Below are 17933 nucleotides of genomic sequence, written 5' to 3' on the forward strand. Positions count from 1 at the left end.
GAGGAGCCCATCTCCTATGACAGAATTCATTTCTTTAAGTTTGTTGGCATTTGCAGTTAGTGTAGATAGTTTTGGAGCAGGCTTGGCTTATGGATTACGCGGCTTGGAGCTGCCAGTAAAATCTCTTTTATTTATTGGTTTATGCTCGGGGCTGTCCGTACTAATAGGAGGAACAGCTGCCTCATTGTTATCAGCGTATGTGCCTCCGGCTGTAACAGAAACGATTGGAGGCGGCATATTAATTCTCATCGGTGTTTGGGCACTGATTCAGGTTATAAAGGATAACAAAGCTTCTCCGTTAGAGAAAGAAAAACCATCGGATGAAGCGGAGAAAAAAAGAGGAATGTTGTCTCAAATAGTGAGTATTATAAAACAGCCGGATCAAGCAGATATGGACCGTTCAGGAAGCATCAGTACAAGAGAAGCTCTGTTTCTCGGGACAGCGCTGTCATTAGATGCCTTTGGCGCTGGAATCGGAGCATCACTGCTTGGTTTGTCCCCTTTTTTATTAGCTGGAGCTGTCGCTTTCATGTGTTCATTGTTTTTAGCAGGCGGAATGAAAGGCGGTAAGAAGCTGGCAGCCTTTGAAATAGTACAAAAATTATCGTTTGTACCAGGCGTACTTCTTATTTGCCTGGGATTATGGAACTTACATTAGAGAGAATGGAAGAGAGCTTGTCATACAGGCTCTTCTTTCTTCATTAGCTGTGCAAAGAGGAGAGATGGCAATGATTATTGGTTTAACAGGCGGTATTGCCAGTGGGAAAAGTTTAATAGCTGATCAATTTCGAAAACATAGTATTCCTGTCATAGATGCAGATGAAATTGCTAGAGAGGTAGTAGAACCAGGTGAAACTGCCTATGAAAAGGTGCTGGAACAGTTTGGAACACAGATCCTTGAGCATGATGGAACGATTGCTAGAAAAAAATTAGGTCAAGCCATTTTTGGTGATGACTCCAAGCGCCAGATATTAAACCAGATTATGCATCCAGCGATTAGGCAGCGTATGATTGAAAAGAAAAAAAGATATCAGGAAGAAGGCTGTAAAAACATTGTGTTTGATCTTCCTTTGCTGATTGAAAATAATCTTCAATTCATGGTTGATAAAGTACTGCTTGTATATGTAGATGACACGACACAGAAGAAAAGATTAATGGAAAGAGATCAAGAGGGAGAAGAAGATGCGAACAACCGGATTGCTTCCCAAATGCCGTTAAAGGAGAAAAAGCAATTCGCAGATGCAATTATTGATAATAATGATACAAGAGAATCGTCCCTTACACAGCTTGAAAACATATTACAAGATTGGAATATCACATGAAAAATGAGGCTCTGGTTCGGTCTACATACCGTCCGGAGCCTTTTTTTAAAAGGTAAGAAATGATAAATATGTGGCGTTTTACATGTCTAGCGCAAGCACCTACTCGCTCGAGATTCCTTCGGTTCGTCAATGGAAAGCAAAGATCAGCTTTCCATATGCCGCCCCTCCAGGACTTGTCGCTCGTGAGCAAGGCGCTTACGCTTTTCTTATTAATAATGTGTTAGGGCGATTGAGGTTTTCGAAAAAAATTTTAAAATAAATAGTACCAAAATGCATTAATGTGATATACTAATTTTATAAAAGGGATTAATTAGTATATCATAAATTGCAGGGAGGCTCTTCTGTATGAAAGCAAAAGTAGCAGTAAACGGATTTGGGCGGATTGGCCGGATGGTATTCCGAAAAGCGCTGACGGATGATTCTTTGGATGTTGTTGCGGTGAATGCCAGCTATCCTGCCGAAACATTAGCTCATCTTTTAAAATACGATTCCATTCATGGTGTATTTGATAAAGAAGTGGAAGGAAAAGATGATGCCCTTTATGTAGACGGAAAAAAAATACATCTGCTTAGTGATCGTGATCCAAAAAACCTTCCCTGGAAAGATTTGGATGTAGATGTAGTGATAGAGGCAACCGGAAAATTTAAAACAAAAGAAAAAGCATCTCTTCATATAGAAGCGGGAGCAAAAAAAGTAGTAATTACTGCCCCGGGAAAAAATGAAGACGTTACAATTGTTATGGGGGTTAACGAGGAAGATTATAATCCGTCCGACCACCATATTATTTCAAACGCTTCATGTACAACAAATTGTCTTGCTCCAGTAGTAAAAGTGCTCGATCGTTCGTTTGGAATTGAAAGCGGTTTGATGACAACGGTTCATTCTTACACGAACGACCAGAAAAACATTGATAACCCTCATAAAGATTTAAGGAGGGCAAGAGCATGCGGTCAATCTATTATTCCGACATCCACTGGAGCAGCCAAAGCAATTTCAAAAGTTCTTCCTAATCTCGATGGTAAAATGAACGGCATGGCATTAAGAGTTCCTACTCCAAATGTATCACTTGTAGACCTTGTGATAGATACGGAAAAAGAAGTCACGGCAGAAAGCATTAACCAAGCATTGAAAAATGCAGCTCAAACGGATTTAAAAGGAATTTTGGCATACACAGACGATCCATTGGTATCTGTTGACTTTAACGGAAACGAAAATTCTTCTATCATTGATGGCTTATCTACCATGGTAATGAACGATCGACAAGCGAAAATTCTTGCTTGGTATGATAATGAGTGGGGTTATTCATGCCGAGTAGTTGATTTAGTACGTTATGTGGGGAAACAAATACACAAAAAATCAATGGTGAGTGCGTAATTCAATATGATGATGTAATATTTTTAACCCGGCCGATTATAAGCCGGGTTTTTCTAATGCTTTAGGAAACGTTCAACTTATTAAAGGCTAGAGTAATTACATAATTTGAACTAGGCAGCGAACACGAGTAATTTTACAGTACTGACCTGCTCGAGAGAAAAGAAAATAAATCACGATGTTTTGTTTAAGTCAACGCTATACATTCTGCTTATGCATGTGCTTTTCTTAGGAGATAAATATCCACCTTTCCAAGAGGTTATCGAAAATGGTATGATAGAAAATATATAACATGAGAGCGTAAAAGCCGGCTTCTAAGTCGCGGTTTTTTGTACGTTAAGAAAGTTACCTTTGCTAAAGGAATAAAGTATAAGTAATAACTAAGGCTTTTAGTAAAAGTTCCTTTACCTGGGCTTTTCCTTTATTCATGGCAGCAAGCCACGTTTTTCTAATACTGTTACGAAAGGTATAATAAAACAGGATAAGAAAAATGATGGCATTCACAAACAGGACGTACGCTGCACCGCTGCACCATACGTGGTGTTTTCAGGGGGGCCTTTAAAAGGCGGCAAGCCGAGTTTTCTAATGGAGATGATATAAAATGCTTTGTCCTGCATGCCACTCTGATGCAACAAGAGTTTTGGATTCAAGACCAAGCAATGAAGGAAAATCTATTCGGCGTCGTCGGGAATGTGATGCTTGTCACCATCGTTTTACTACGTTTGAGATCGTAGAAGAGATTCCTCTGATTGTCGTAAAAAAAGAAGGAACCAGAGAAGAGTTCAGCAAAGAAAAAATATTGCGCGGTTTAATTCGAGCATGCGAAAAAAGACCAGTACCATTAGAAAAATTGGAAGAAATTGTAAATGACGTTGAACAACAACTGCGCAGTGACGGAAAATCAGAAATAAAAAGCGAAGACATAGGTGAAATGGTGATGGAGCGGCTTGCTTCGGTAGATGATGTTGCTTACGTGCGATTTGCCTCTGTATATCGCCAATTTAAAGATATAAATGTATTTATCAATGAATTAAAAGATCTTATTAGTAAGGATAATGAAAAGTAGCAGGAGCTTATGGAAAAGAACCTAAGCTCTTTTTTCCACGTTTTTACTATTATAAGAAAAGCTTTAGGTAATTTTGGAGAGGGGGGGCGCTATGTCACTTCATTGGACGGAACTGCTGCCAATTGATCGTTATGCTGTGCGTACGGCAGATCAGCTTGGAAACAGAGAACATAAAACCCTGCAGCTGTTGTATCAGCCTTTAACAGGAACAACAGCTATTTCTTTGTATAATATGTTATGGAGCAAGCTGGAAAAAGATTGTTTTTGGAGCGGGGAAGCAACACATCACGAATTAATGGCAATGCTGAACCTGCCGCTGGATGATATTTATGATGCAAGACGTATTTTGGAAGGGATCGGCTTAATGAAGACGTTTCGCCGGCAGGAAGAAAAGTCGACATTTTTTATATATGAATTACAGCCTCCAATGACTCCTGCCCAATTTTTTCAAAATGATGTACTGAGTGTTTTTTTGTATAATAAACTTGGAAAAGATCGATACATTCAACTGCGCAGCCGGTTTTTGATCGAAGCAGTGGATACGCGGGCTTATTCTGAAGTGACAGCTGCATTTAACGATGTTTTTTCATCACTACAATACTCAGAAATAAATCCACGCAGCAATCTAGCAAATGTTGAAGAAGATAAAGAATTAGAAGGAGACTATCACGAGCAGCACATCTTTTTTAATGAAAGTGCCTTCGACTTTGATCTATTAAAAGCTGATCTTCCCGTGTTTATTAATGGGGATAAACTATTAAATGAACCAATTAAATCAGTTATCCGGCGTCTAGCTTTTGTATATAGGCTTGACCCTTTAGAAATGAGCAGAATCGTTCAGCAATCTCTTTCTAATGATGACTCGATAGATGAAGCAGAGCTTCGCCGAAAAGTGCAGGACTGGTATCGGTTTGAATATGGCAGTGAACCGCCGGCATTGGGCTTGCGTACACAGCCAGCCCAACACCGGACAATGTCAGAAAAAGAACCTGTTACAGAAAAGGAGAAAATGATTCTTTTTTATGAACAAACTTCTCCATTAGCATTTTTAGAAAGTATATCGGATGGAGCAAAGGTACCGCTTTCAGATGTGAAGCTGGTTGAGTCATTGATATTTGATTATCAGCTTCAACCTGGTGTAGTAAATGTATTACTAGACTATGTTTTAAAAACGAATAACATGAAGCTCAATCAAAATCTTGTTCAAAAAATAGCCGGGCATTGGTCACGAAAACATATTCAAACGGTTAAAGAAGCCATGGATCTAGCTAAAAAAGAATACCAGACGAGAAAGCAGAGACTGCCTGCAGGCGGTGGAGAAAAGAATGCAGCAGGACAAGCACGCTCTTATCGTCCGTATGTACGAAAAGATAAGCTCCCAAAATGGCTCGAAAATGGGCCGCAAACAGCAGACAATCCTGAAAAAGAAGGATTAAATGACTCCAATCTTAAAGAACAAAAACAGCAGTTTGAGGAAATGCTGAGACTGCGTAAAAGCAGCCGGCAAAAATGAGGTGACCTAATATGGACTCAATCCGGTCGTCTTTAGAGCGTTTTATGGATAACAACAATTGGCGGAACAGGTACGAAAAATTAAAACAAGAAGTATTATCCTATCCGCAAATTAAAACATTTCTAAAAGAACATCCGGAATGGACAACAAAAGAAATGGAAACGCATATGATGACGTTTTTTGAATATAAAAGGGAAAGACAAAATTGCGACGCCTGTCCTGGTTTAGCAGAATGTCCTAATATGATGCAGGGATATCAGCCTGAGCTAATAACCGATAAAGAACAGCCGCTCATTACGTATCACCCCTGCCGTTTAAAGAAGCAGGCTGACGAACGGAAAAGACAACAGTCGCTCATTAAAAGCCTTTATATTCCAAAAGAAATATTGGAAGCAACGTTTGATGATATCGAACAAGACCATGCAAGCCGCCTGTCAGCGAGTAATCAATGCTTGAAATTCGCTTTGCAGGCCGAGCCTGGAGAAGATGCAAACGGCTTATATCTTTACGGCAAATTTGGTGTAGGGAAAACATATATGATGGGTGCGATTGCTAATGAATTGGCCGAACGTGATATTTCTTCAATGATCGTTTATGTACCTGACTTTTTTAGAGAAATGAAGCAAGCTTTATCAGATGGTTCGGTACAGGAAAAAATAGACAACGTCAAGAACGTAGAAGTGTTAATACTGGACGATATTGGGGCAGAGACGACTTCTGCCTGGGTTCGTGATGACGTTTTAGGTGTTATTTTGCAATATCGTCTTATGGAAAAACTGCCTACTTTGTATACTTCAAATTATGATTATGATGAGCTAGAAACGCATTTGTCTTATTCCCAAAAAGGCGGGATTGAACAGTTAAAAGCCAAACGTATTATGGAAAGAATTAAGCACTTAACGACATCTATTTTTATTGATGGCAAAAATCGTCGTGAAATGTAAAAAATCGAGCTTTACACTGGGAATACTTTTAAAAACTATGATAGGATAAACGTAGTTCTTGCCTTTTTGGCACATGTGTAAGATATAGATTGGTAATAGACAAGATGAATCTTAAAAGGGTTCCCACTTTTTATTAATGGGGGTTTTGTAATGAGTATAGATCCGATTCTTACCAAAGCTTTAAATGGTGAACGTTTAACAATGGAAGATGCTGTTCGTTTATACGAAAGTGATGAAATCGAAAAAATGGGAGCGGCAGCAAATGAAATAACAAAGAAATGGCATCCAGACCCCGTCACCACTTTTGTAATCGGCCGTAATGTGAATTACACGAATTTCTGTGATACGTATTGTCGTTTTTGTGCTTTTTATAGAAGACCTGGTTCTGATGAAGGGTATGTTCTTTCTAATGAAGAAATTTTTGAGAAAATCCAGGAAACAGCCGACGTAGACGGGACAGAAATACTTATGCAAGGCGGCACAAATCCTGATCTGTCATTTAGCTATTATACGGATTTGCTGCGAGAGATTAAAAAACGTTTTCCAGGGATTACGATGCACTCTTTTTCACCTGCAGAAATTTACAAGATGGTAGAAGTGTCCGGCCTTTCTTTAGAAGAAGTATTAAGGGAGCTGCATGAAGCTGGCTTGGATTCTCTTCCAGGAGGCGGCGCTGAAATTCTTACAGAAGAAACACGCAAAAAAGTAAGCCGCTTGAAATGTACGGGAGAACAGTGGATCGATTGTATGAAAACAGCAAAAAAGGTCGGTATGCATGGAACAGCCACGATGGTAATTGGTTTGACGGAATCGAATGAAGAACGGGCATTGCATCTGCAAAAAATACGTGATGCTCAGGATGAAAGCAATTGCTTCCTTGCTTTTATCTCCTGGACCTTCCAGCCAGACAATACAAACATGAAAGGTGAAATTATTTCGCCTGAGGGATACTTAAGAAACGTAGCGATTTCCCGGTTATTCCTTGACAATATTCCTAACTTCCAATCATCTTGGGTTACGATGGGACCAGAAACCGGTAAACGTTCTCTCGAATTTGGCTGTAATGATTTTGGCAGTACAATGATGGAAGAAAATGTAGTATCTGCTGCAGGGACGACTCATAAAGTAAACACGAACCAAATTTTGCAGCTTATCCGCGAAGCCGGTAAGATACCAGCACAGCGTGATACAAAATATAATATTCTTCGGCGCTTTGACGGGCAATCTAAAGCAGATAAAGATTTTGTGATGCAAAACTAAACAATAGACAGATAAAAAAACGTTTGTCCTATGAAGACTCTTTTTAGAGTTTTCATGAGGATAAGCGTTTTTTTATACACGAGGAAAGTTTTTCTGGTAACGATTGGCTGGGGGTACATTGTGAATAAGAATAAGACTGTCCTTTTTTCCCTGTGAACTCGAGCAGTCCTATAGTTATTGTTTTTGCGGATAAACCTGAAATGGTATTTTCATTAAAAATGGTAATAAGCAGAAATAAATTGGGCAATATAACCATTGGAGGTGTCCTAATTGACAAAACCTTACCTTTGCCCAAATTGTAAAAGTAATCGGTCGCGTTTTAACATTATTGAACAAATGGCAACGCCCGTCAAACTGGATCCGCAGTCTGGTGAAGTGGTTCAACAATACACTAATGATAATATGGATTCGTTTCATATCAGCTACAATGGTCCATCCCGAAAAATTCAATGCGGCGCTTGCGGATTAATTGAAGACGAAAGAACCTTTATTAAACATGCAGAATTCCAGCCGAAAAATTAAAGCCCTTATAAACGTTTGCCCATTTGAAGTACGAATACACAGTTTAAAATGCCATTTAAAACGACCTTCTGGAAAGAAATCTGGAAGGTTTTCCTATTTCTGCGTTGATTTTAGGCATTTTTATCTTTCTTCTTCCATAGGTATAAAAACAGAGCAGACGATTGCAATGGTAAACAAGGTATAAAACTGGACCAGCCTTACAAGCTGGGGCTCTCCTATATGAAAATTCGGATTAAGACATGTCTTGTGAGCAGGGGGGAATGAAGGATTGTTCTCGATCGGTTTTGCATGTGAAACAGATAGTGAAGTAATCTTTGATTGGTTTAGTAAGGAAAAGGAGGAATGGGAGCGAAAAGGTATATATACAGGTGAACTCTACAAACATAAAGAGAGGGTTCTATGGGAGTTTGATGGAACAGAAGACCAATGGCAGGAGAGCATAATACCTTACCTTGCTTCTTCTCTATGTGATTATATGATTGAAGAGAAAGAACTGTATTGGGTAAAAGAACATATTGAACGGACCTTTTTTTATAGAGAAGAGGCCCCTGCAATCACTGAAATTGCCCACTCTCTCCTTGAAGGAGAACGAGAAGAAGTGCCAGAAACCAATCTGTTACAACAACGAAAGCATTTTGTTTATCATGAATTAACAGAAGAAATAAAAAACAATGACGTCATACAATGGGACCCAATGCTGACATTTCGGCTTGGTAATTATCATCACCTGCTCATGAAAGCGGCGTCAGCAGCTATTGATGAATACAAATGGGAACAAGAATACCAAACAATGATTGAAGCTTGCCGTCATTATTTGAAGTATACTGCTTCGTTATGTTCCGTGCTTCATGTATTATTAAAAGAAAAACCTGTATTTCTCGATAAGCACTTAAAACCGGTAGATCAATGGACGAGGCTTCATCATTTAGAACCAACGCTAGTGTTTGAAAAAAGCCTGCCCTTTGAATATATGGCAGTCAGTCCTGCAGTAAGCCTAGCCCCAAAAGAACTTCACATATACGCTGATGGAGAGGAAGGGACCGTACAAACGTTTGAAATGATTTTTCAAGAAAAATTGATAACTCACCCTCGGTCTGAATGGCCATTAAAGGATAAAAATTTATAGAATAATAATGTAAAATCCTTACAGGAAAAAACTCCAACCTGATCTGTTGGAGTTTTTTATTCTTCCGTAAAAAAGTGGAACAAATGCCTTTACGGATATGATATGATAGAAGAAGTTGTGGAAAAATTCTTGAATGCATTAAAGCCCTGAAGAGTTACAGTATTAAAGTGAAAGGGAAATACCGCTGTTATGTTTTCCACTTTTTAGATAAACTTTGATTTTGTCAAAATTATCTTATACTGTTCACCTACGTTATGTTTATATTCCTAACAGTGTAAAAGGGGGAGGCATCGATGAAAAAATCATCAGAAAAAGCGGAGAAGACTGCTGAAAAAGGGGAAAATTCTAATAAAAGAGAATACATAGGGAAAGCGGCTTTTTTTGTGTCTGCTTTTGCCATTCTATGGTCGATTTTTCAACTATATGCAGCCGGAACGGGCACGTTTGATGCGATCAAACTACGCGCATGGCACATTGTTTTTTTGTTAGTTATGGCTTTCTTATTGTTTCCGGCATGGAAAAAAAGAAAAGAAGCAGCACTTAAATCTCCGAAAATATTTGATGTATTATGCATTATCTTAACGATAATATCATTTGGTTATTTTCTTTGGAATTATGAAGCAGTAGTTTTAAGAGGCGGTTTTTTACTGCCGCAAGATTACATATTTGGTGCGGCAGGCATACTCATGATATTTGAGGCTGCACGCAGAGTAGTTGGAAATCTAGCTGTTCTTGCACTAATTTTTCTTCTTTACAATTTCTTTGGCAACTATTTTCCTGGGGATTTTAGTCATAGCGGTTTTAGTATAAATAGAGTTATCGACCATATGTTTTGGGGAAGTCAAGGTATATTTGGAATAGCGATAGGTGTTTCCGCTACTTTCGTTTTTCTTTTTATTTTGTTTGGAGCTTTTTTGCGTATCAGCGGTTTCAGCCATTTTATTAACGATCTGGCTTTAACCATTGCAGGACGATCACCCGGGGGACCTGCAAAAGTTGCTGTTCTTGCTAGCAGCTTAATGGGGATGATTAATGGAAGCGCTCTCGCAAATGTGGCTACCACTGGAACCATTACTATTCCGATGATGAAAAGAAACGGGTACAAATCAAGATTTGCAGCAGCTGTGGAGGCAGTGGCTTCTACAGGCGGTCAATTTGCTCCCCCGATAATGGGGGCCGCTGGTTTTGTTATGGCAGAATATCTTGGTGTTCCTTATACTACTGTACTTATCGCCGCATTCATTCCTGCTCTTTTATACTATTTAACGTTGATTCTTGTCGTTCATTTTGAAGCGAAACGGCTCGGATTAAAGGGTATTTCCCGGGAAAACATTCCGAAAATCAAGGAAGTTTTAAAAAAGCAGGGGCATCTGTCTTTACCTCTCATTGTGCTGGTAACATTGTTATTTTTAGGTTATACGCCTCTGTATACTGCTGTGTTTTCTATTATTGCTTGTGTTTTGGCCAGCTGGTTTCGAAAAGAAACAAGAATGGGGCTGAAAAAAACCCTTCAGGCTTTGGAGGAAGGAGCAAAGGGAGCAGTCGGTGTAGGGGTAGCTTGCGCTGTCATTGGCATTATTATCGGTACCGTATCTTTAACTGGTCTTGGACTGACCTTTGGATACACGATTATGGAATATACAAATGAAAGTTTGCTTCTTGCCGGTGTTTTAGTCATGCTGATGAGCATCATCTTAGGCATGGGAGTACCTGGAGTAGCTGCTTACGTTATTGTTGCAACAGTAGCGGCACCTGTTTTAGTAGACCTTGGTGTACAGCCGCTTGCCGCTCACATGTTTGTTTTGATCTATGCATGCCTGTCCAATATTACACCTCCGGTAGCTCTTGCGTCATATATTGCTGCGGGGATTGCCGAAATAGACCAGAACAAAGTATCTTTAACAGCTGTTAAGCTCGCTTTGACAGGATTTTTACTTCCGTTTTTCTTTATTTACGAGCCTGCTCTTTTGCTCGGTGGAGGAACAGAATTTTCTGCGAGCATTTTTCCAGTTATAACAGCGGTGATTGGTGCCATGGCTTTAGCATCTGGACTGCAAGGATGGCTGCTTACACGAACTTCTCTCTTTCATCGCGTCTTACTAGTTTTAGCAGGGCTGGTCATGATCGCACCTGGTATTTGGACAGATGGTGCTGGTGTTTGTATCATAACTTTTATATTGGTTTGGCAGGGAATAATAACTAAAAATAACCGAAAAGAATCATCCGCAGCAGTACACAGTTAATAGAAGAATGACAGAAGAAAGGATGTTTACTATGGAGAAATTTTCTATTAAAAAATTGGTGATGACTGGCTCTCTTGCAGCAGTAACGGTAATGGCGGCTGCTTGCGGCGGGGAGAATGAGGAATCCCCTGAAAATGCAGAAAGTGGAGACGAAAATGGTTCTGACGTACAAGATCTGAACTTTCCCACAGCAAGTACAACAGGAACTATATATCCTTTAGGTTCTGCGATGGCTAATCTATGGAACGATGAAATGGACAACGTACGGGTTAATGCACAAGGGTCCAATGGCGGAGTAGAAAATCTTAATATGTTAAAAGAAGGAGAAGGCCATATATCTTTTGCTACTTCAGGCATTATTTGGGAAGCATATAATGGAGAGAGAGGTTTTACCGATCGTCAGTATGATGATGTCCGCATTATGGCTGGCCTATATTATAACCCGAACCAATTCGTTGTGCGTGAAGAAGCTGGAATTGATTCCGTTGCAGATCTTGAGGGCAAAAAGTTTGCTCCGGGTGCTTCGGGAAGCACACCTGAAGTAGAATCAAGTATTATTCTGCCTGAATATGGTATTGACTATCCTGGTGGGATCGAAGAAAATTTTGTCGGCTTTGACGAAGCGATTGACTTAATGCGAAATAAACAAATTGACGGAGCATTGATTCAGGCAGGTCTGCCAACCGCTGCAGTCACCGAAATGACTTCTACTGCTGGCGGTAAACTAATTGGTATTGATGAAGACGTACGTTCATCATTGATGGAAGAATACCCTTGGTACTCTGAAGTTACGATTCCTGCTGATACTTATGAAAACCAGGAAGAAGACGTAGAAACGTTAGGGATCAAAATGATGCTGATGACAGACGCTTCTCTTGATGAAGATATGGTGTATGAAATGACAAAAACATTTTGGGAAAACCTAGACCAACTTGAAGATTCTCATACTATTGTGGAACAGATGGATTTAGAAGAAGCTACTACAGAACTAGCAGACATACCTCTTCATGAAGGAGCCAAACGTTACTATGAAGAAGAAGGAGTACTCGAAGAATAAGCAGACAATGGCTTAATGAAGGATTAACACTAAAGCAGATAAGAGCAGAGAATAGATGAGCAAAGTATAAATATATGCAAGAGCCTGGAACTGTTCGAGTCCAGGCTTTTATGTTTCTAATATATATCGTAATAATAACAACAGAGGCGGGGCGGCTGCATTATTTTATTAACTTCAGCTGAAGCACTACCTTTTAGTACAGCTAAATATAATGAACAGTCACCTAGAGACGGGTTGAAAAGCTTTTCGTTAAATGTCTCTCGTTCTTGGGTAAAGTTTTACATATTGTTTATAACGTATTTCATATACGTTTGTGTTCTTTTGATTGGGTCGGTATATGTCTGCTTGAAGACAAGTAATATAGCTGTCAACAAATTGTCGAGCGTCTTTCACCCAGCCAAGATAGAGAAAAGCAGTAGATGCTATGCCAACAGCCGGCAGGTATTCACTATTTTCTGGTACACTCACTGTTTTATTTGTTATGTCAGCAAGTATTTGGCACCATGATTTACTTTTTGCTCCACCGCCGATTAAAATGATTTTTCCTTCCTTTGCCTCTATGATTGTTTCAGCAATATGCCGTAAAGAATAACAGATTCCTTCTAATGAAGCTCTCATAAAATCAGCTTGGCTTGTATTCGCTTGGATACCAAAATATATTCCTTTCGCATTGCTATCTTGAACCGGGAACCTTTCTCCATGAATATAAGGCAAAAAGACAAGACCGCCCGCACCTGGTTTAGACTGTGAAATAGTATTTTCAAATGTTTCATACGAGCTCTCCGGCATAAATGTGTTTTTCGTCCACTCGTAGACATTGCCTGCATTCAAAAGAGGAGCTATTGAGATATTCATATTTTGTATCACATGGGCTAGTGTGAAAACACCAGTGGTTTTTGGGGAATGACTTTTTGTTGGAGCTGCAGCCCAGCCCGTTGTACCAATGTAAAAATAGCTGTCACCATCATGAATCGCTCCTGCCCCCATGGTGCTTGCTCCTGCATCCCCTGCACCGCAAAGAACGGGAGTGTTTGCGTGAAAACCGCTATTCCCGCTGGGCAATACGTTTCCAGCCGCATCATTAGGTGACAATAATGCCGGAAGGGTGAAATGATCAATCCCGAAAGATTCCAGTATACCAGGGTGCCATGTTCTCGTTTGGATATCCATCATACCTGTCGTTGCACCGGTTACACTGTCTGTTGTGATAACTCCGGTAAGTTTATAAATGAGATAATCTTTTGCACTGAAAACGACAGAGGCGGGTTTTTTCTCTCTTTTATTCAACCAAAGCAATTTGGCCAGCGGAGTCGAGGCCGATACAGCATTAGCTGTAATGTCCGGTAAATCTGAACGTTCTCTCTGAATCCAGCTGGCTTCTTCTTCAGCTCTCATATCAGAATATAAAATAGCTCGCTCTGTGTTTTCTCCTTCTCGAATTAAAATGACATTTTCCATTTGACCGCTGAATGTGACAGCTTTCACTGACTCTGGAGGTATATTCTTTTCCTCGAACCATCCTCTTGTAATAGACATCATGCCAGTCCACCATTCTTCGGGGTTTTGTTCTTTTTCCCCATGTTTTCCTTTGTATGTATGAATGACTGCAGAACGCTCTTCGAAAATGCGGCCGTCTTTTTGAATGAGTAATCCTTTTATAGCTGATGTGCCCACGTCAAATACTGCAATATATTCCATGATGAACCTCCTTCATTGACAGTCACTTTTAATCATTGTAACACCTTAGGCCAAGTAATATATTTCGTCATGGTAATGATAGTGTAATCGAAACGGAAATTGGTTGAGACACTATTGTAATATTACTATGATAAATTTACTAATGCAGGATAAAAAAGGGAGTGGATTTTTTTGAAGAAATTAATTTCAGTAACGACAATGGCGGTTGCATTACTTATTGGTGTATCAATCGACGATGCTGAGGCTTCTAATACATATACAGTTCAAAGCGGCGACACATTATATCGGATAGCATTAAATCATGATATCTCTGTTTCTGAACTGAAAAGCTGGAACGATCTTTCTTCAAATACGATATATCCAAACCAGGAACTTGATGTTACAAGAGACGGTTCTGTGTCTTCTAGTTCTTCTGAAAGCACGTCAGAGAAGGAATCCGAACAAAAAGCTGCTCGTGAAATGACGGTTTCCTCTACAGCGTATACAGCTAATTGCAGTGGGTGTTCTGGAATTACAGCCACAGGTATTAATTTGAAAGCAAATCCGGATAAAAAAGTAATTTCTGTTGACCCGGACGTTATTCCACTTGGGACAGAGGTACACGTTGAAGGTTACGGTACAGCGGTTGCAGGGGACACAGGCGGTGCAATAAAAGGAAATAAAATCGATGTATTTTTCTCCGATCGCAGCGAAGCCTTGCAATGGGGAAACAAAAAAGTAAATATAAAGATCCTTGAATAACTCTACTCCAGCTGTTTCAAAGACTGACAGAACTGCCAGCCTTTGAAACAGCTTTTTACTTAAAGACAGACTTCCATGAACAACGGCAGCATCTGTAACTCCGATGCTGCTTTCATGAACTGTTTAATCTAAATCGGCCTTTCTTCTTTCAGAGTGCTTGAACTTTTCTTAATGAGAGGTTGATTTTCCTGGAAAGTCTCTCTATAATGACTAAAGAAGTTATCGTTATGAAACATGCTTAGAAAAGGACATGAGAAACAAATTCTCCTTTAGAACAGAGAAGGAAGTCTTGGCTGAAAGCTTTCTGTAAAGGTCTTGTTTCTTACCGCCTTGGAGCAGCAGTGCTGAACAGATTCTCACCAACCGTGAGCTTTGTTCAAAAGTGATGACAGATCGTCATACATAATAGAGCCTTCTAATTAAGCACTGACGTCTGCCGGTCGTTATCCCGGTCTTGAGATCACACGGTAAGATATAAAATTATCATTAATGTGTAACAAGGGTGGAACCGCGGACTTTCATCGCCCCTTCTTAAGAGAAGGGGTTTTTTTATTTACATTGGCTCAAAACGCTCATCATAACGAAAAATAGGAGGGACTTAGTGTGGCAAATAACGTAAATATCACTTTTCCAGATGGAAATGTCAAGTCATTTGAAGAGGGTGTTACGACAGAAGAAATCGCATCCTCCATCAGCCCGGGGCTTAAAAAGCAAGCTTTAGCTGGAAAATTAAATGGTGAACCGATCGATCTTAAAACAGCTATTTATAAAGACGGAAACATTGAAATCATTACCTCAAAAAATGAAGAAGGCCTTGAAATTCTGCGTCACAGTACAGCGCATTTGATGGCACAGGCTGTAAAACGTTTATTTGATGATGTGAAACTTGGCGTAGGGCCGGTTATCGAACATGGTTTTTATTATGATATTGATATGCCTCATCAATTAACACCAGAAGACTTACCGAAAATAGAAAAAGAAATGAAAAAAATCATCGATGAGAATCATGAAGTGGTTCGAAAAGAAGTCAGTCGTGAAAAGGCTAAAGAGATTTACAGAGAAATCGGGGACGACTTGAAAATAGAATTAATTGACGACATTCCTGAAGGAGAAACACTCACCATATATGAGCAAGGAGAGTTTTTCGATTTATGCCGCGGCGTTCATGTACCAAGCACTTCTAAATTGAAAAAATTTAAATTAATGAGCATTTCTGGTGCTTACTGGCGCGGAGACAGCAATAATAAAATGCTGCAGCGTATTTACGGAACAGCCTTCTTTAAACAATCGGAACTAGAAGAGCACCTTAAAATGCTCGAAGAGGCAAAAGAACGTGACCATCGTAAACTTGGCAAAGAACTCGAGATTTTCTCTGTAAACCAAAAAGTTGGACAGGGTCTGCCGTTATGGCTTCCGAAAGGGGCAACGATCCGCCGGACTATTGAGCGCTATATCGTAGACATCGAAGAACGTCTCGGTTATGATCATGTCTATACCCCTGTACTTGGAAGCTCTGAATTGTATAAAACATCCGGACACTGGGATCATTATCAAGATGATATGTTCCCGCCAATGGAAATGGATAATGAAACATTGGTTATCCGGCCGATGAACTGTCCGCACCATATGATGGTGTATAAAAACCAGCTCCATAGTTATCGAAATCTCCCCGTTCGAATTGCCGAGCTTGGAATGATGCACCGTTATGAAAAGTCAGGTGCTCTGGCTGGACTTCAACGTGTACGTGCGATGACATTAAATGATGCTCATATTTTTGCTCGTCCGGATCAGCTGAAGTCTGAATTTATCCGGGTGGTAGAGCTGATTAAGAATGTATATCAAGATTTTGGACTCGACGATTACTATTTCCGTCTCTCTTACCGTGATCCAGAAGATAAAGAAAAGTATGTGGACAACGACGAAATGTGGGAAAAAGCACAAGCCATGCTGAAAGAAGCAATGGATGACATGGGAGTCGAGTACGTCGAAGCAGATGGCGAAGCAGCTTTTTATGGACCAAAGCTTGACGTGCAAGTGAAAACAGCGCTTGGAAAAGACGAAACGTTATCTACTGTTCAATTAGACTTCCATCTCCCAGAGCGGTTCGATCTTACTTATATCGGAGAAGATGGGCAGGAACACCGGCCTGTTGTTATTCACCGCGGTATTGTATCGACGATGGAGCGTTTTATCGCATTTTTATTAGAAGAATACAAAGGTGCTTTCCCGACTTGGCTTGCTCCTGTACAAGCAAAAGTGATTCCAGTATCAGCTGAAGCCCACCTCGATTATGCTCGCAAAGTAGAAGATGAGCTGCGTAAAGCAGGTGTAAGGGTGGAAGTCGATACTCGTGATGAAAAAATCGGCTATAAAATCCGGGAAGCACAAATGAAAAAAGTTCCTTATATGCTTGTACTCGGAGACAAGGAAATCGAAGCAGAAGCTGTCAACGTGCGCCGCTACGGACAAAATGATTCAAAATCCGCAGCATTAGCTGATTTTGTAAAGGAAATAAAAGAAAAAATAGATACACGCAGCCTGGATTAATAGATGAAACTGCTTGCCATGTATGGATCTGGCAGGCAGTTTTTTCATATAATTTTTCTATGCAGGGATACTATTTCAGCGTTCCCCCTTTCAAGTGGAAGAGATATATGTGGGTGGTGCAAATACAAGGAGCTTTTCATAAATAAAGGTTGCATGTTTTAATAATTTTCGTTACGATAATCAAGTGGTGTTTTCAGTGTTTGACAGCACCTAATGCGTATGGTAACGTTAATGAGTAATGAAAAACGAAACCAAAACAAGCAGAAGCGCCCGCTTCTCACCTGACTGACGCCCCGGGCTGTTGGCAGGTTGTGGTGATTTCCATGAATAGTGAGAAACGATCATCGTGTGGGCGCAGTATGTGTGCCTGCTTTTTTTATACTTTAAAAAGAAACTTTAACTTAAAGTATAAAGTATAAGAAAAGACTAAGGCTTCCGTCATTTGAACTTGGCGGAAAGCTGAGTTTTTCTAATGCGCAGTTAACTGCTTTTTATTGGTAAAATTTTTGGAGGTGGCTCATTA

The 17933-nt window shown here is 39.9% G+C and carries 15 protein-coding genes and 1 other annotated feature; of the genes, 14 read left to right on the top strand and 1 reads right to left on the bottom strand.

Annotated elements, in window-relative coordinates; all coding sequences use genetic code 11:
• Positions 1-16: 16 nt before the first annotated feature.
• From ytaF to FZF09_RS10875, 12 genes are all read left to right on the top strand, one after another.
• A complete protein-coding gene (gene ytaF / locus FZF09_RS10820) occupies positions 17-658 on the top strand; it encodes a sporulation membrane protein YtaF (RefSeq protein WP_158736611.1) in 642 nt (213 codons plus the stop codon).
• A gap of 70 nt (positions 659-728) precedes the next feature.
• The gene (gene coaE / locus FZF09_RS10825) at positions 729-1322 is read left to right on the top strand and encodes a dephospho-CoA kinase (RefSeq protein ID WP_304503062.1); all 594 of its coding nucleotides are present in this window, start codon (positions 729-731) and stop codon (positions 1320-1322) included.
• 82 nt (positions 1323-1404) lie between these two features.
• On the top strand, positions 1405-1581 hold the full coding sequence (locus FZF09_RS10830; protein ID WP_158736613.1) for a hypothetical protein: 177 nt from the start codon (positions 1405-1407) through the stop codon (positions 1579-1581).
• A gap of 86 nt (positions 1582-1667) precedes the next feature.
• Complete coding sequence (locus tag FZF09_RS10835) at positions 1668-2696, top strand: glyceraldehyde-3-phosphate dehydrogenase (RefSeq protein WP_158736614.1); 1029 nt, start codon at positions 1668-1670, stop codon at positions 2694-2696.
• A gap of 598 nt (positions 2697-3294) precedes the next feature.
• Positions 3295-3759 carry a transcriptional regulator NrdR gene (gene nrdR / locus FZF09_RS10840; RefSeq protein ID WP_158736615.1) on the top strand — a complete coding sequence of 155 codons (465 nt, stop codon included), beginning with the start codon at positions 3295-3297 and terminating at the stop codon, positions 3757-3759.
• 91 nt (positions 3760-3850) lie between these two features.
• Complete coding sequence (locus tag FZF09_RS10845) at positions 3851-5272, top strand: replication initiation and membrane attachment family protein (RefSeq protein ID WP_158736616.1); 1422 nt, start codon at positions 3851-3853, stop codon at positions 5270-5272.
• A gap of 11 nt (positions 5273-5283) precedes the next feature.
• Positions 5284-6216: a primosomal protein DnaI gene (gene dnaI / locus FZF09_RS10850; RefSeq protein ID WP_158736617.1), complete on the top strand. Its 933-nt coding sequence runs from the start codon at positions 5284-5286 to the stop codon at positions 6214-6216.
• Between the two features lie 150 nt (positions 6217-6366).
• Positions 6367-7476, top strand: coding sequence for a cyclic dehypoxanthinyl futalosine synthase (gene mqnC / locus FZF09_RS10855; protein WP_158736618.1), 1110 nt, complete (start codon positions 6367-6369; stop codon positions 7474-7476).
• A 270-nt stretch (positions 7477-7746) separates the two neighbouring features.
• A complete protein-coding gene (locus FZF09_RS10860) occupies positions 7747-7998 on the top strand; it encodes a DNA alkylation repair protein (protein WP_158736619.1) in 252 nt (83 codons plus the stop codon).
• Between the two features lie 268 nt (positions 7999-8266).
• Positions 8267-9124 (top strand): sporulation protein YtxC, encoded by an 858-nt coding sequence (ytxC, locus tag FZF09_RS10865; RefSeq protein WP_158736620.1) that lies wholly within the window; start codon positions 8267-8269, stop codon positions 9122-9124.
• Between the two features lie 293 nt (positions 9125-9417).
• Positions 9418-11367, top strand: coding sequence for a TRAP transporter permease (locus FZF09_RS10870; protein ID WP_158736621.1), 1950 nt, complete (start codon positions 9418-9420; stop codon positions 11365-11367).
• Between the two features lie 31 nt (positions 11368-11398).
• Positions 11399-12424: a TAXI family TRAP transporter solute-binding subunit gene (locus FZF09_RS10875; RefSeq protein ID WP_158736622.1), complete on the top strand. Its 1026-nt coding sequence runs from the start codon at positions 11399-11401 to the stop codon at positions 12422-12424.
• Positions 12425-12673: 249 nt separating this feature from the next.
• On the opposite strand, the gene FZF09_RS10880 is transcribed toward FZF09_RS10875, so the two are convergent.
• Positions 12674-14122, bottom strand: a complete 1449-nt coding sequence (locus FZF09_RS10880) for a xylulokinase (protein WP_158736623.1) — start codon at positions 14120-14122, stop codon at positions 12674-12676.
• Positions 14123-14293: 171 nt separating this feature from the next.
• Here FZF09_RS10880 and FZF09_RS10885 point away from each other — a divergent pair, with 171 nt between their 5' ends.
• Both FZF09_RS10885 and thrS read left to right on the top strand, forming a co-directional pair.
• Entirely contained in the window at positions 14294-14863 is a 570-nt protein-coding gene (locus FZF09_RS10885; RefSeq protein ID WP_233269473.1) for a 3D domain-containing protein, read from the top strand.
• A gap of 603 nt (positions 14864-15466) precedes the next feature.
• Complete coding sequence (gene thrS / locus FZF09_RS10890) at positions 15467-17410, top strand: threonine--tRNA ligase (protein WP_158736624.1); 1944 nt, start codon at positions 15467-15469, stop codon at positions 17408-17410.
• A 252-nt stretch (positions 17411-17662) separates the two neighbouring features.
• Positions 17663-17795, top strand: a sequence feature (ribosomal protein L20 leader region).
• Positions 17796-17933: the final 138 nt, after the last annotated feature.

The sequence above is a fragment of the Alteribacillus sp. YIM 98480 genome (assembly GCF_009765375.1).
In the GTDB taxonomy this organism is placed as follows: domain Bacteria; phylum Bacillota; class Bacilli; order Bacillales; family Marinococcaceae; genus Alteribacillus.